The following is a 14517-nucleotide window of genomic DNA, read 5'->3' as shown; positions in this document are numbered from 1 at the left end:
TCAGTCTCCCCAGCGCAGTGCGGCTTCGAAGCCGATATGGCGTTCGCGATGGCCGTCGTAGACCGGCCGCGACCAGCGCACGCCATACTCGAACACGCGGCCCTGGCCCAGCTGCCACTCGTGCATGTACGACACCGACGGCACCAGCGCACTGCCGAAGCCGTCCTGCCAGTAGTCGCCCAGCGAGACGGTCAGCCGGTGCCGGAAGTGGCGTTCGTAGTGGCGCCACAGCTGCTGGTCGATGCGCAGGCCGATCTCGACCATGCGGTCGCGCTTCGGGTTGAAGTAGGGGGCATCGTCGCGGCTGCCACGACTGGTGTAGGCACTGGCCAGGCCATCGATCAGCCACCGTGGGCGGGTCAGCAGGCGCTGTTCAAGTGCGGTGCTGAACAGTTCGCGATGGTTGCCATCGTCGTAACGGAAGCGACTGGCGCCGAACACCCAGTGCGTGCGTTCGCTGCGCCGATAGTCGACCTGCGCACTGACGCTGTCAGCGGTGATGCCGGCCACGCGCGCCTGCATCGATGCCTCCGGATCATTGCGTGCGGCAATCAGTCCGGCATGCCAGTAGTCGTTGAACTGCCAGCCCACGCCGACGCGCAGGCCGGTATCGCCAATGTGGTCGTTGGCGCGCAGCACGGCCGCTTCCGCATCCAGCCGGCCGAAGCGGTAGCGTACGCCCGCGCCCAGCCACAGCGGGTCGATGCGCTGGTCCTGGAAATCGACCGAGCGCCGGTCGGCGAAGGCGAACAGCCGCCAGCGATCGTCGAGTACGGGTGTCTGGACCTCCATGCCATAGCGGCGATCATCGTTGCCCAGCGGCGAGGTGCCACCACCGCCGGAACTGCGTCCGATGTCGGTCCATGCCTTCAGCTGCCAACCGCGATGCGCGCGCCAGGCCTGGTCCATGCGTTCGACGGCGGGCTGGGTGGGGTAGCGTGCGACCAGATCGTCGTGCAGCGGTCGCGCCAGGTCATCACGCTGCAGAGCGACGTAGGCTTCCTGCATGCCCAGCCGTGGCTCGATGTCGCGCGGGTCCAGCGCATGCGCCATCTGTTGCCGCTGCAGCGCCCTGCGTGGCCAGCCGCGCATCATGTAGACACTGCCCAGCGCACTCTGCAGGCCGCCGTTGCCCGGTGCGATGTCGACCATCGATTCCAGATCGCGCTGCGCGGTGGGCAGGTCACCGCTGTAGGCGCGCACCATCGCCAGGTTGAGGTCGGCCTCGTAGCGCGACCAGTTTGGATACGGCGACTTCCCGTTGCTCCAGCGCCAGGCAGGTTCCTTGTCGCGCCACGCCTGCAGCAGGTCGACGGCCTTTTCCTGCTGCTCGCTTTCCAGGTAGGCGTATGCCAGTTCCGAATGCGAGGCGTCGCGCGTTGGATCGCCAGCGACCGCTGCCTGCAGCACCGGAATGGCTTCCTCCGGGTGCAGGGTGCCCATCAGCGAATCGCCCACTGCGGGCAGCACATAGTCGGGCAGGGCATGGCCTTCGGCCTGCAGTGCGCGGGCTTCCTCGCGCACCTGCGCATGGCGGCCCAGCCGGTTGAGCAGGATCAGCCGGTCCATGCGGATGCGCAGTGGCGCCTGCGCGGGTGGAGTGCCTTCGGCGCCCAGGTAGCGCTGCATGCGCGCCAGGGTTGATTCGGCCTCTTCCAGCCGGCTGTCTTCGCTGCTGCTGTAGGCCAGGCTCCAGACCACCAGCTTGGCCAGGTAGTCGCCTTCGATGCGCTGCTTCTGTGCAGCGTCGAACAGCTGCGGGCGCTGCTGGTACAGCGCCCAGGCGCGCCACGCATTGCCGATGTCGCCCAGGGTCAGTACGCGCAGCTTGAACAGCAGATCGTCGTTGGGCTGCTGCTGGCTGGCGCGCTCGATGGCGCCGAGGGCATCCAGCCAGCGGGCCTGGTCGCGGTAGCGGCCGATCTCGGCCAGGGCCGCCTCGCGGTCGGGCGGGGCAGCACTGCTGGCCCAGGCCAGGGCGGTACAGGCAAGGCCGACGCAGAGCGCCAGCCGGCGGTGGACAACCATTGGGGACCCCCTTGGCTTCCGAACCAGACAACCTGAAAAATGTGACGCACATCACATGCCAGATTTTGGGGTGGCCGTGGCCTGCGTCACTCCCCTCGCGAACTCCCATCCAGCAGGGATGGGCGAAACCAGGACAGCGACCTGCAATGTCTTGTCTGAAACGAGAGTCCCCCGCGCACCGAGTGGTGGCCTGGGCGGCGCTGCCGCCCCCATGCCCGATGCCGGCACGCGGCAAGGATGGGCATTCGTGGGCACTATCCGCCCGGAATTGTCAGCCCGGCGTCAAAATGCGCAAACGGGCTGACGAGCGGTAGGTGGGGCCGGTTGCTGGCCCCATGCGGCTTACCAGAGGTCTTCCAGCTTGCGCGGCTTGCAGGCCACCCAGGAAGCGCACAGCATCAGGGTGGCGCAGCCGAACAGGAAGCTGAACGGGATCGTCCAGCCGTCGCTGACGGTGTGCAGCCAGCCGACCAGGAACGGCCCCAGGCAGCTGAAGCTGTAGCCCACACCCTGCATGAACCCGGACAGCGCCGCCGAGCCGGTGGGGGTGCGGGTGCGCAGGTTGATCAGGGTCAGCGCCAGCGGGAAGGTGGACGGACCGACGCCGAGCAGGCAGGCCCACAGCAGCGGGGCCTTCATCGGTGCCAGCAGCAGGCCGGTGAAGGCGATCACGAACGAGAAGAAGCCGATCAGCACCAGCGGGAACGGGTTCTGCAGGCGCACCGCCATCGACGGGATGACCAGCGACGGTAGCAGGCCCAGTGCCGAGAACACGGCCACCATCACGCCGCCGAACGCGGGCGTGCCACCGGCCTCGACCACGATGCGCGGCAGCCAGGTGAACATCGAGTAGGTCATCAGCGAGGTCATGCCAAACATGAGCGTCATGCTCCAGCCCAGCGACGTGCGCCAGACCTTGCCATGCGGCTGCGCGGTGGGGTCGGTGGCGTCGGCCTGCGGCTTCGGCGCGCGCTTGGCCAGCACCAGCCAGGGCAGTGCGGCGGCCAGTGCCAGCAGCGCCCACATGCCCAGCGACACGCGCCAGCCGGCAGCGTTGGCCATCGGCACCGCGAGCAGCGCCGGCAGCATCGTGCCCAGCTGCAGCACGCTGATGTAGAGCGTACTCATGGTGCCGACCTTGTTGGCGAAGTAACGCTTCACCAGCGGCGGCACCACCACGTTGCCGATGCCCATGCCGGCCAGCGCCAGCACCGAACCCAGCAACAGCGTGCCGACGTTGCCGGCGCTGGAGCGCAGCAGCAGGCCGGCCATCGCCATCACCATCGCCAGCAGGGTGGTGCGCTCCAGGCCCAGGCGCCGCGCCAGTGCCGGCGTGGCCACGCCGAACAGCGCGAACGAGGCGGTCGGCAGCATGCCCAGCACGCCGGTCATGGTGGTGCCGAAGCCGAACTGCTGGCCGAGCACGTCCAGCAGCGGGGTGATCGAGGTGACCGCCGTGCGCAGGTTGACCGCTGCCAGCAGGATCGCGGCAAACGCGAGGACGCGACCGTGCAGCAGCGACGGCGAATCGGAAGTGGAGGAACTCATCGGTGGTCCTTGCAGGTGTCGCACGCCGCAGCAACGGCATGCAGCGCCGGCATCGGTCTACGCCGAAGCGGCAGGTGGGGGTGGGGGCTGCAGGGTGGGCCGGCAGCGCGGCCATTGTACGTGCGCTGCCGGGCAAGGTCCCGTCATGCGGGTGGCCCGGCGCTTGGCACAAAAAAACCCGGAGGACAGTGATGTCTTCCAGGCTTCTTGGTGACCACCGAAGTGGTCGGGGAGACAGGATTCGAACCTGCGACCTCTACGTCCCGAACGTAGCGCTCTACCAGACTGAGCTACACCCCGAAGGGAGCCGCCTATTCTAGCGATTCACCCCGATGGCGGCAAGGGGTGAATGCTGTTTTCTTCACACTGCCGAAGCAGTGCCACTTCAGGGAACAAAAAAGCCTGGACGACTTCACCAGGCTTCAATGCGACCACTTGAGTGGTCGGGGAGACAGGATTCGAACCTGCGACCTCTACGTCCCGAACGTAGCGCTCTACCAGACTGAGCTACACCCCGAAGGAGCCGCCTAAGATACCGTGTGAAGGCCAAGGCGGCAAGGTTTTTTTACAGCTCAGCGACGATTTTCTTTCTCGATACGGTTCTGCTCGCGGGCTTCGAACCACATGCCGTTGAGGATGGCCACCGTCGAGGCGAGGCCGGCGCCGAGAATCCAGGCGAAATACCACATGGTCGATCTCCTTTGTTCAAGGGTGTGCCGGCCGTGGGCCGGCACACCGTCAATCAGTAAGCGTTCGGGTTGTTGCCCATCTCTTCGGTGGTGGTCTTGCCCTTGAGCACGCGGTACACCCAGGTGGTGTAGGCGAGGATGATCGGCAGGAACACCGCCGTGGCCAGCAGCATGATCCACAGGGTCAGGTGGCTGGACGAGGCGTCCCACACGGTCAGGCTGGAGGTGGGCTGGCTCGAGGACGGCAGCAGGAACGGGAAGATGGCGAAACCGACGGTCAGGATGATGCCGGCGATGGCCGCACCGGAAGCGATGAAGGCCAGCCCGCCGCGACGGGCACGCAGCAGCACCGCACTGGCCAGCAGGCCGGCCAGGCCCAGCAGCGGTGCCAGGATCGTGGCTGGCATCGCGCTGTAGTTGCGCATCCAGCCACCGGCGGCGCCGAGTTCGGCGGTCTTCAGCAGCGGATTGGTGGCGCCATCGGTAACCACCTGCGAGGTGATCTGGTAACCCGGCAGGCCGAAGGCCACCCAGGCACCGCCCACTGCGAACAGCACGAAGGCGATGATCGCGGCGATGCTGCCGAAACGGGCTGCACGTTCGGCCACCGGGCCGTCGGTCTTCAGCACCAGCATGGCGGCACCGTGGGCGACCAGCATCGACACGCTGAGCAGGCCGGCCAGCAGCGCGAAGGGCATCAGCAGGCCGAAGAACGAGCCGGTGTAGAAGATGCGCATGCTGTCATCGAAGTGGAACGGCACGCCCAGCACCACGTTGCCCACCGCCACGCCCATGATCAGCGCCGGGATGAAGCCACCGATGAACAGCGCCCAGTCCCAGGTGTTGCGCCAGCGTTCGCTGGGCATCTTGCTGCGGAACTTGAAACCGACCGGACGCAGGATCAGCGCGAACAGGATCACGAACATCGCCAGGTAGAACCCGGAGAAACTGACCGCATAGAGCGGCGGCCAGGCGGCGAAGATCGCGCCGCCGCCCAGGATCAGCCACACCTGGTTGCCTTCCCACACCGGGCCGATGGTGTTGATCACCAGCCGGCGCTCGGCGTCGTTGCGGGCGACGAAGGGCAGCAGGGTGCCCACGCCCAGGTCGAAACCATCCATCACGGCGAAACCGATCAGCAGGATGCCGAGCAGCAGCCACCAGATCACGCGCAGCGTGGTGTAGTCCAGAAGAATGAAATCCATCTTGGTTCTCCTGCCTCAGGCCTGGCCGGCGGCTGGCGCCGAGGCATTGTGGGAAGCATGCGGCTGGGGCGACTGCAGCGACGGCAGCACCTCGTCCGGACCCTTGCGGATCGCCTTGAGCATCAGCTTGATCTCGACCACGATCAGCGCGGTGTAGATTGCGGTGAAGCCGGCCAGGGTCAGCACGATTTCATGCAGGGCCAAGCCCGACGCCGCATAGAAGGTCGGCAGCACGCCATCGACCGCCCACGGCTGGCGACCATACTCGGCCACGAACCAGCCGCACTCGATCGCGATCCACGGTGCCGGCAGCGTCCACAGGGCCAGCTTGAGGAACCAGCGCTTGTCCTGGAAGTTGTTGCGGCAGGAGTAGTAGAAGGCCAGTGCGAAGAAGGCGATCAGGTAGAAGCCGAGGCCGGCCATCACGCGGAAGGTCCAGAACAGCGGCATCACGCGCGGCACGGTGTCCATCGCCGCCTGCGAGATCTCCTGCGGGGTGGCGTTGAGGATGTCGTCGCGGTAGCGCTTGAGCAGCAGGCCGTGGCCCAGGTCCTGCCAGTGGCGGTCGAACATCTCGCGTGCTTCAACGTCGTTCTTGTTGGCGCGCAGGCGTTCCAATGCACCGTAGGCCAGCTGGCCGCCACGCACGCGGTGTTCGGCGCGCTCGACCAGTTCCAGGATGCCCGGAATCGGCTGGTTCAACGAGCGGGTGGCGATCAGGCCCATCAGGTAGGGGATCTTCACCGCGTAGTCGTTCTGGTGGGTTTCCTGGTTCGGGATGCCGAAGGCGGTGAAGTCGGCCGGCGCACGCTCGGTCTCCCACATCGCTTCGATCGCGGCCAGCTTCATCTTCTGGTGTTCGCTGGCGGCGTAGCCGCTCTCGTCACCCAGCACGACCACCGACAGTGATGACAGCAGGCCGAACGCCGCGGCCACCGCGAACGAACGACGGGCTAGGTCCTTGTGCTTGTTGCGCAGCAGGAACAGCGCGCTGATCGCCATCACGAACACCGCACCGGTCACGTAGCCGGCGCTGACGGTGTGCACGAACTTGGCCTGCGCCACCGGGTTGAACACCACCGCCATGAAGTCGACCACTTCCATGCGCATGGTTTCCGGGTTGAACACCGCACCGGTCGGGTTCTGCATCCAGCCGTTGGCAACCAGGATCCAGATCGCCGACAGGTTGGTGCCCAGTGCCATCAGCCAGGTCACCATCAGGTGCTTGACCTTGCTCAGGCGGTTCCAGCCGAAGAAGAACAGGCCGACGAAGGTGGCTTCCAGGAAGAAGGCCATCAGGCCTTCGATCGCCAGCGGCGCGCCGAAGATGTCACCCACGTAGTGACTGTAGTAGGACCAGTTCATGCCGAACTGGAATTCCATGACGATGCCGGTGGCGACGCCCATGGCGAAGTTGATGCCGAACAGGACGCCCCAGAACAGGGTCATCCTGCGCCAGATCTCCTTGCCGGTCATCACGTACACGCTCTCCATGATGGCCACCATGAACGACAGGCCAAGGGTGAGGGGTACGAATAGGAAGTGGTACATCGCGGTCAGCGCGAATTGCAGCCGCGACAGCTCTACGACTGTCTGATCAATCATGGCCTGGCTACCTCGTTGGATAGTGCCGTTGCAGGTGGCGGGAAGGGTGGTCTACGACGTGAATGATGTGACCGACTACTTCAAACAGCCTTGATCCAGATCAATGTATGAACAGGTGCCCCGGTTGATCGTATGCCAACCCGATGAAGACTGCGACCGCTGGCCGCAGAGGCCGGCCATTGCCTGCGCCTACAATGCCGTGTCTCCCCCGTTGCCCGTGAAGACCCCTTGAGCGCTGCCGAAACGACCCCTGACAGCCTGTCCCCGGAAGCCGAAACTGCCCGCCAGCGCCGTGTCCGCGCGGCGTGGCTGGCTGATCTGGCCCATTCCGCCCGGGGGCGCCAACGCCTGGCGGCCCTGTGCATCAGCCTGTCCGGTGCGTTGCTGATCGGCCAGGCCGCCGCGATCGCCTGGCTGGTGCAGCAGGTGCTGGTGGAGCGCGCGCCGCTGGCCTCGGGGCTGCCAGTGCTGGGCGGGCTGGTGGTGATCCTGGTGCTGCGCACGCTGCTGGGCAGCGCCACCCAGGCGGCTGCCGGGGATGTAGCCGATGCCGCGCGGCTGGCCCTGCGCGAGCGAGTGTTCGCCCGACTGCTCAGCCATGGCCCGTTGTGGCTGCGCCAGCGCCGCACCGGCGAACTGGGCGAACTGATGCTGCATCACGGTGATGCGATCGAGAGTTATTACAGCGGGTTCCTGCCGGTGCGCACCGAGGTGCTGGTGGTGCCGCTGCTGATCCTGGCCGCGGTGGCCTGGGTTGACTGGGTGGTGGCGTTGATCCTGCTGTTCACCGCGCCGCTGGTGCCGTTCTTCATGATGCTGGTGGGCTGGGGCGCCGAAGCCGCCGGTCGCGCCCAGTTGGGGGAGCTGGCGCGGATGAGCGGCCACTTCGCCGACCGCATCAAGGGCCTGGGCCTGCTGCGCCTGTATGGCCGCGGCGAGGCCGAGCTGGAGGGTATCGAGGCGGCCGCCGAAGGTGTGCGCGTGCGTACCCTGAAAGTGCTGCGGATCGCCTTCCTGTCGTCCACGGTGCTGGAATTCTTTGCCTCGGTGAGCGTGGCGATGGTCGCGCTGTACCTGGGCCTGAGCTATCTGGGCATGATGTCGCTGCATTCGGCGGTGCCGACGCTGGGCGCGGGCCTGTTCTGCCTGCTGCTGGCGCCGGAGTTCTACGCGCCGCTGCGGCGGTTGGCTGCGCACTACCACGACCGCGCCAATGCACTGGCCGCGGCGGCCGAGGTTGAACGTCTGCTGCAGTCATTGCCGGACGAGCAGGGCCTGATCGAGAACGAGAGTGCGCCGCTGGCTGTGGAACCGGCCGAGGCCGCGTTGCCGCCGCTGCAGGCGCAGGGGCTGGTGCTGCGCCCGTTGGGCGCGCCGCACGACGTGCTGCAGGATCTGGATGTGCTGCTGGAACCGGGCCAGCGGCTGGCCCTGGTCGGCCCCAGTGGATCCGGCAAGAGCACGCTGCTGGAAGCACTGGCGGGCTGGCTGCCACCGCGTGCCGGCAAGCTGCACCTGCGGCCCGGCGTGCAGGTAGCCTATGCCAGCCAGCGGCCGTACCTGTTCCACGGCAGCATCGCCGACAACCTGCGCCTGGCCGATCCCGGCGCCAGCGACGCGCGGTTGCGCGCAGTGGCCGAGGCCTCACAGGTGCTGCAGTTCGCGCAGCGCCTGCCACAGGGACTGGATACGGTGATCGGCGAGCGCGGCTTCGGCCTGTCCGGTGGTGAGGCACGTCGCATCGGCCTGGCCCGCCTGCTGCTGCGCGACCCGCAGGTGCTGCTGCTGGACGAACCCACCGCGTTCCTCGATGCCGATACCGAAGCGGCGCTGCTGCGCAGCCTGGCCGCCTATGCACGCGGCCGCAGCGTGGTGGTCGCCACCCACAGCCCGGCGGTGATCGCCTGGGCCGACCGTTGCCTGTTGTTGCCGGAAGGTCGGTTGGTGGAACCGGCACAGGCGGTGCGCGCATGAGCCGTTCGCCTGATTCGCTGCGTGCGGTGTTCCTGCGCCATCGGCCGCGCCTGCTGCTGACGATCCTGCTGTTGTGGACCACCATGCTGGCCGGCACCGCACTGCTGGGCCTGTCCGGTGGTTTCCTCACCGCAGCTGCATTGGCCGGTGCGGCCGGCCTCGGCCAGGGCTTCAACTTCTTCTCGCCGTCCGCGGGTATCCGCGGGCTGACCATGGCGCGCATCGTGTCGCGCTACTTCGAAAAGCTGGTGGGCCACGACGCCACCCTGCGCATCGCCCGCGACCTGCGCGTGTGGTTCTTCCGCCGCGCGCTGCCGCTGGCACCGGCACGGCTGGGGGCGACGCGCACCGGCGATCTGCTGGCCCGCCTGCTCGGTGACATCGGTGAAGTGGACGGCCTGCTGGTGCGTGCGATCGGGCCGCTGGTGGCGCTGGGTGCGCTGACGCTGGTGGCGGTGGCCTCGGCGGCGCTGATCCTGCCGTCGGCAGCGGTGTTGCTGGCAGTGCTGGCGCTGCTGATCGCTTTCGGCGTGCCGTGGCTGGGTGTGCGCGGTCGTGACGATGAAGAGGCGGACCGTGCCGCGCATCGCGCCGCACTGCGCACCGCCGCCTTTGAAGGGTTGGAGGGCGCGGGCGATCTGGCCGCGCTGCATGCCGATGCGGCGTGGCAGCTGAAGGTGCGCGTGGCCGCCAAGCAGCTGGCTTCGCGGGATCGTCGGCGCCGCTGGCGCCTGATCGCGGCCTCGACCCTGCATGGCCTGGTCGCAGGGCTGGGGCTGGTGGCGATGCTGGCACTGGCGCTCCACGCGGCCGAACAGCAGCGTATCGCGCCGGAAATGGCCGCGGGCCTGGTGTTCCTCACCGTCGCGCTGATCGAACTGTGGGCCGGGATGGGGTTGGCGTGGCAGTCACTGCAGTCCGGGCGGATCGCCGCTGATCGGTTGCAGGCCATCGTCGAGCAGGCGACGACGGTGGAGGATCCGGCAGCGCCACAGCCGGTACCGCAGGCCGCGCGCGTGCACTGGGATGACGTGCATTTCCAGTGGCCAGGCGCGGTGCGACCGGTGCTGTCCGGCCTGCGGCTGACGTTGGCGCCTGGGGAACGCATCGCCATCCGTGGCGACAGCGGCAGTGGCAAGACCACGCTGTCCAGCCTGCTGCTGCGGCTGTGGGATCCGCAGCAGGGGCGAATCACCTATGGTGGCATCGACCTGCGTGATTTCAGCCAGGCCGACTGGCATCGGCAGCTGGCCTGGTTGCCGCAGAACGCGCCGGTGTTCGCCGGCACCGTGGACGAGAACCTGCGCTTGGGTGATCCCGATGCCAGCGACGCCGCCTTGTGGGCAGTGCTGCGCCGCGTGCGCCTGGGCGAATGGGCCGAGCGCAATGGTGGCCTGCAGGCCTGGGTGGGGGAGAACGGCGCGACGATGTCGGCCGGCCAGGCGCGGCGGCTGGCGCTGGCCCGTGCACTGCTGCGCAATGCACCGATCCTGTTGCTGGACGAACCGACCGAAGGCCTCGACGTGGATACCGCACGCGCGCTGTTGCGGGACCTTTCCGGGTTGCTGGACGGGCGCAGCCTGCTGATGATCACCCACGACGACCTGCCTGAAGGCGTGGTCGATGCGCAGTACCGGTTGCGCGATGGGGCGCTGGTCCGCGAACTTTGACCGATGCACATCCGCGCGTGGCGTGGATCTACTGTAGAGCCACGCCCATGCTCGGCTGCCTCTGTACGGAGCCGAGCATGGGCTCGGCTCTACAGGTTGGCTATCGCGAAAACTCGCGCAGCATCACCGCGATCGAGGCCACGTTGGCCAGCACGCACAGCCAGAACACCCACTGGAACGAGGCTTTGCGGTGCTTGTGGCGGAACATCGCCTGGCCCAGCAGCGCGCCGGGCCAACCGCCGGCAAAGGCCAGCAGCTGTAATGTGCGCTCCGGAATACGCCACTGCTTTCTCTGCGCCGCGCGCTTGTCGTGGCCGTACAGGCCGAACGACACCGCGCTGGCGAGCAGGCACCACCCACCCAGCCACAGCGGCAGCACGCCGCTGACCGTCAGCGCGATCAACGCGCCGAACGCGGCCAGCGCGAGATGACGCCGCCATGCCACCTACAGCGCGTCGAGAAAGCCGCGCACGGCCGGGCCGAAACGCTCGAAATCGACGAGGAAGGCGTCATGGCCCTGTGGCGATTCCAGGCCGATGAAGCGCGCATCGGCGCCGCCGGCGCGCAGGCCGTCGGCGACCTGTTGCTGCTGCTGCACCGGGAACAGGATGTCGGTGTTGGCGCCGATCGCCAGCGCCTTTTCCACCCGGATCTTCGCCAGCCCGGCCAGCACGTCGCCGTCGGCATATTCAGCCAGGTCGAACCAGTCCATCGAGCGGCTCAGGTACAGGTAGCAGTTCGGATCGAAGAAACGCACGAAGCGCCGTGCGTGGCCTTCCAGATAGCTTTCCACCTGGAACTCCAGGCCGAACGGATCGTCGTCGGTCTGGTCCGAATCCAGCCGCACGCGGCCGAAGCGGCCATCCCATTCCAGTGCGGAGCGGTAAGTGATCACGCCCAGCTTGCGCGCCATGCGCATGCCGGACTCGGGGTATTCGGCATCGTCGTAGTGGCCACCATTCCAGCGCGGATCAAGACGGATCGCCTCGCGCTGCAGCGAACGGATCGCGATCGAGAACGGCAGCGCCTGCGCACTGCCGGAAATGTTGACGTGGCTGCGCGCGATGCCCGGCTGCAGCATCAGCACGGCCAGTGCGGTCATGCCGCCCATCGAATTGCCGACCACGCAGGCCAGCTGCTCGATGCCCAGGGCGCGCACGACCTCGATGGCGGCGCGTGCGCCGTCTTCGATCGACAGCTCGGGGAAGTCGAGGCGATACGGTTCGCCCGTGGCCGGATTGAGCGAGGCCGGACCGGTCGAACCCTTGCAGCTGCCCAGCGAGTTCACGCAGACCACGAACCAGCGGTCGGTATCGATCGGCTTGCCGGGGCCGACCATGCCTTCCCACCAGCCCGGTGCCGGATTGGCGTCGTTGGCCGCGGCATGCGCATCCGGCGAGAGGCCGGTGACGATCAGGATCGCATTGCTGGCGTCGGCCGCCAGTGTTCCCCAGGTTTCGTAGGCCACGCGCGCGCCGTGCAGGGCGCCCCCGCGCTTGAACGGGAAGGGCGAGGGCAGGGCGTGGAAGCGGGTGCCGGGCGGGATGAATTCGGTCATGCAGCCATTCTAGCGGGGCCGCATGTGGAGCTGGCGACACGCTGGTTTCCAGCAGCGGTTGGACGCGGACCGGACCGTCGTATCCACGCATGGCGTGGATCTGCTGTAGAGCCGAGCCGATGCTCGGATGGCGGGCGCCGGCAACCCAATCGCAGCCGAGCGTGGGCTCGGCTCTACAAGTCAGGGAAACCGCAGCTCAACCACGCCGTCATGCGGCAGCGTCACCCGCACCACGTCGCTTTGCAGGTCCCCCTCGCTGCGATTGGCGCTACCAGTACGCGAGATGCGTGCCAGCACTTCCACGTCGCGATGTGCCGACAGCGGCGCGGTCGGCATCGGGCTGTCAGCGTCGCCCAGCCCGACCGTGGCCGGGAAACCGGCCAGCGGCAGCTTGCGTGCGGCCACCGGCATCGGCGGTCCACCCACGGCGCGGGCCAGCACGAATACCCGGGTGCTGGCCGGCCACTCGGCATTCTCCAGCGCAGGCAGCTGCACGCGTACCTGCAGCAGCGCCGCTGGTGCTGCAGGGGCGGCATCGGGTGCCAGGCCTGCGGCTTCGCGGGCGATGGAGATCTGCGCCTGCAGCGCCTGCGCGGCGCCGGGCTCAAGCCGTGGCAGCAGGCCGCTCCACACATCCGCGGCCTCGGCATTCTTTCCGCGCTGGCGCAGGGCGATGCCCAGCAGCCAGCTGGCGCGCTCGGCATCGGGTGCCTGTGCACGCGCCTGCTGCAACCAGGCCATCGCGGTGTCATCGAACTGCTTGCCGGCATCGGCCTGCGCACGTGCCTGCGCCGCTTCCACCAGCACGCCGGGGTCTTCCGGGGCGAGAGCGGCGGCACGTGCGAAGGCGTCCGCCGCGGCTGCGGCGTTGCCCAGTTCGGCCTGCGACCGGCCCAGCAGCGCCCAGCCATCGGCCCGCTGTGGGTCACGCTCCAGTGCATCCTGCAGGGCCTGCACGCCATCGCGCAGGGTGGCTACCGACGGCGTCGGTTGGACCTGTGCTGCACGCGGATCACCGACCAGCAGATACAGGCAGGCACCGGCCACGCCCAGTGCGAACACGCCGACCGCGAAACCGCGACGACCGTGGTGGCGCAGCGGCCACAGCACCAGCGCTGCCATCAGCGCAGCAACCAGACCGGCCAGCACCGGCAGCCAATGGCTCACCATCCGTCTCCTTCATCGGCCTTGCCGGCCGGTGCTGCGCCGACCGTACGGCCACGACGGCGGACAATGCCCAGCACCACCAGTGCGCCGGCGCCGAGCATCAGCAGGGGACCGCCCCACAGCAGCCAGGTGCCCGGCTGCAACGGTGGTTGATAGAGCACGAACTCACCGTAGCGGGCGACCAGGAACTGCTTGATCTGTGCATCGTCGTGGCCCTGCTGCATCAGCTGCAGCACCTCGCGGCGCAGATCCTGCGCGATCTGCGCGTTGGAATCGGCCAGCGACTGGTTCTGGCACTGCACGCAGCGCAGCTGCGCGGCCAGGTCATGGAAGCGGCGTTCTTCGGCGCCATCGCGGAACTGCAGCGGCTGCGGATCGTGCAGCGGCTGCTGTGCCACTGCGGCCAGCGGCAGCATCGGAAGCAGCAACGCCAGCAGCCAGCGCATGGGCTCAGGGCGCCGTGTGCAGCGTGCTGCCGGCATTGCCCTGGGCCTTCTCGATCTTTTCCAGCGCCGGGATCAGCTTCTCGTCGACTACGCGCTGGGTCATCGCACCGCTGTACTTCCAGCGCACGATGCCGCTGCCGTCGACAAGGAAGGTCTCCGGTGCAGCGGTCACGCCCCAGTCGATGGCGGTGCGGCCTTCAACATCACTGAGCACGACCATGAACGGGTTGCCCAGCTGCTCCAGCCAGTGCAGGGCATCGGTCGGCTCGTCCTTCCAGTTGTAGCCGATCACGCGCACGCGCTTGCTCTCGGCGAAACGGGTCAGCACCGGGTGTTCCTCGCGGCAGGCCGCGCACCAGCTGCCCCATACGTTCAACAGGTAAGGCGCGCCGCGCAGTTCGTCGCTGTGCACGATCATCTCCGGGTCGTGCAGCACCGGCAGGGCGAACGCCGGCGCCGGCTTGTCGATCAGCGCCGAGGGCAGCACGTCGCGCTGCGGATCACCCGATTTCATCACCCCGTAGATCATCAGCCCGAGCAGGCCGAAGAAGAACAGCACGCCGATCACGATGGCTACCGGCGGCAGCGGGCGGGAGGGGCGCGGGGCGGGGGACTCGGACATGGAAA

General features: G+C 67.8%; 12 protein-coding genes and 2 tRNA genes. 2 read left to right on the top strand and 12 right to left on the bottom strand.

All coding sequences use genetic code 11. The annotated features are described in order from the left end of the window. From pgaA to M1L61_RS15140, 7 genes are all read right to left on the bottom strand, one after another. Positions 1-2028 (bottom strand): poly-beta-1,6 N-acetyl-D-glucosamine export porin PgaA, encoded by a 2028-nt coding sequence (pgaA, locus tag M1L61_RS15170; RefSeq protein ID WP_010486663.1) that lies wholly within the window; start codon positions 2026-2028, stop codon positions 1-3. Positions 2029-2370: 342 nt separating this feature from the next. Continuing rightward, positions 2371-3576, bottom strand: coding sequence for an MFS transporter (locus M1L61_RS15165; RefSeq protein ID WP_043400972.1), 1206 nt, complete (start codon positions 3574-3576; stop codon positions 2371-2373). A gap of 223 nt (positions 3577-3799) precedes the next feature. Continuing rightward, positions 3800-3876, bottom strand: a tRNA-Pro gene (locus tag M1L61_RS15160). A 140-nt stretch (positions 3877-4016) separates the two neighbouring features. After that, positions 4017-4093: transfer RNA gene (locus M1L61_RS15155), tRNA-Pro, on the bottom strand. Positions 4094-4148: 55 nt separating this feature from the next. Further along, a complete protein-coding gene (gene cydX, locus M1L61_RS15150; RefSeq protein WP_005410354.1) occupies positions 4149-4265 on the bottom strand; it encodes a cytochrome bd-I oxidase subunit CydX in 117 nt (38 codons plus the stop codon). A 53-nt stretch (positions 4266-4318) separates the two neighbouring features. Then, a complete protein-coding gene (gene cydB, locus M1L61_RS15145; protein WP_005410353.1) occupies positions 4319-5470 on the bottom strand; it encodes a cytochrome d ubiquinol oxidase subunit II in 1152 nt (383 codons plus the stop codon). 15 nt (positions 5471-5485) lie between these two features. Continuing rightward, entirely contained in the window at positions 5486-7075 is a 1590-nt protein-coding gene (locus tag M1L61_RS15140; protein ID WP_005410352.1) for a cytochrome ubiquinol oxidase subunit I, read from the bottom strand. Positions 7076-7303: 228 nt separating this feature from the next. Between M1L61_RS15140 and cydD the strand changes: the two genes are divergently transcribed. Next, a complete protein-coding gene (gene cydD / locus M1L61_RS15135) occupies positions 7304-9049 on the top strand; it encodes a thiol reductant ABC exporter subunit CydD (RefSeq protein WP_126559457.1) in 1746 nt (581 codons plus the stop codon). Next, on the top strand, positions 9046-10719 hold the full coding sequence (gene cydC, locus M1L61_RS15130; protein ID WP_248853730.1) for a thiol reductant ABC exporter subunit CydC: 1674 nt from the start codon (positions 9046-9048) through the stop codon (positions 10717-10719). Before cydD ends, cydC begins: the two co-directional genes overlap by 4 nt. Positions 10720-10819: 100 nt before the next feature. Here cydC and M1L61_RS15125 read toward each other — a convergent pair whose 3' ends face one another. The 5 genes from M1L61_RS15125 to M1L61_RS15105 form a co-directional block, all read right to left on the bottom strand. After that, on the bottom strand, positions 10820-11164 hold the full coding sequence (locus tag M1L61_RS15125; RefSeq protein WP_010486674.1) for a DUF1294 domain-containing protein: 345 nt from the start codon (positions 11162-11164) through the stop codon (positions 10820-10822). After that, positions 11165-12277, bottom strand: a complete 1113-nt coding sequence (locus tag M1L61_RS15120; RefSeq protein ID WP_049408994.1) for a homoserine O-acetyltransferase — start codon at positions 12275-12277, stop codon at positions 11165-11167. It lies immediately after the preceding gene. 180 nt (positions 12278-12457) lie between these two features. Next, positions 12458-13447 carry a cytochrome C biogenesis protein gene (locus M1L61_RS15115; RefSeq protein WP_248853729.1) on the bottom strand — a complete coding sequence of 330 codons (990 nt, stop codon included), beginning with the start codon at positions 13445-13447 and terminating at the stop codon, positions 12458-12460. Next, the gene (locus tag M1L61_RS15110) at positions 13441-13890 is read right to left on the bottom strand and encodes a cytochrome c-type biogenesis protein (protein ID WP_010486679.1); all 450 of its coding nucleotides are present in this window, start codon (positions 13888-13890) and stop codon (positions 13441-13443) included. The genes M1L61_RS15115 and M1L61_RS15110 overlap by 7 nt, the downstream gene beginning before the upstream one ends. Positions 13891-13894: 4 nt before the next feature. After that, positions 13895-14512, bottom strand: coding sequence for a DsbE family thiol:disulfide interchange protein (locus M1L61_RS15105; protein WP_005410345.1), 618 nt, complete (start codon positions 14510-14512; stop codon positions 13895-13897). Positions 14513-14517 lie beyond the last annotated feature (5 nt).

This window comes from Stenotrophomonas sp. NY11291 (assembly GCF_023277365.1).
Lineage (GTDB): Bacteria > Pseudomonadota > Gammaproteobacteria > Xanthomonadales > Xanthomonadaceae > Stenotrophomonas > Stenotrophomonas geniculata.
The sequence above is the reverse complement of the archived record's forward strand: the minus strand, read 5'-3'. Positions and strand labels throughout refer to the sequence as shown.

Bases quoted from the DNA above. Each gene is read 5' to 3' on its own strand.
- pgaA (WP_010486663.1), bottom strand. From the start codon at position 2,028: ATGGTTGTCCACCGCCGGCTGGCGCTCTGCGTCGGCCTTGCCTGTACC.
- M1L61_RS15120 (WP_049408994.1), bottom strand. From the start codon at position 12,277: ATGACCGAATTCATCCCGCCCGGCACCCGCTTCCACGCCCTGCCCTCG.
- cydX (WP_005410354.1), bottom strand. From the start codon at position 4,265: ATGTGGTATTTCGCCTGGATTCTCGGCGCCGGCCTCGCCTCGACGGTG.
- M1L61_RS15105 (WP_005410345.1), bottom strand. From the start codon at position 14,512: ATGTCCGAGTCCCCCGCCCCGCGCCCCTCCCGCCCGCTGCCGCCGGTA.
- M1L61_RS15140 (WP_005410352.1), bottom strand. From the start codon at position 7,075: ATGATTGATCAGACAGTCGTAGAGCTGTCGCGGCTGCAATTCGCGCTG.
- M1L61_RS15115 (WP_248853729.1), bottom strand. From the start codon at position 13,447: ATGGTGAGCCATTGGCTGCCGGTGCTGGCCGGTCTGGTTGCTGCGCTG.
- M1L61_RS15165 (WP_043400972.1), bottom strand. From the start codon at position 3,576: ATGAGTTCCTCCACTTCCGATTCGCCGTCGCTGCTGCACGGTCGCGTC.
- M1L61_RS15110 (WP_010486679.1), bottom strand. From the start codon at position 13,890: ATGCGCTGGCTGCTGGCGTTGCTGCTTCCGATGCTGCCGCTGGCCGCA.
- cydB (WP_005410353.1), bottom strand. From the start codon at position 5,470: ATGGATTTCATTCTTCTGGACTACACCACGCTGCGCGTGATCTGGTGG.
- cydC (WP_248853730.1), top strand. From the start codon at position 9,046: ATGAGCCGTTCGCCTGATTCGCTGCGTGCGGTGTTCCTGCGCCATCGG.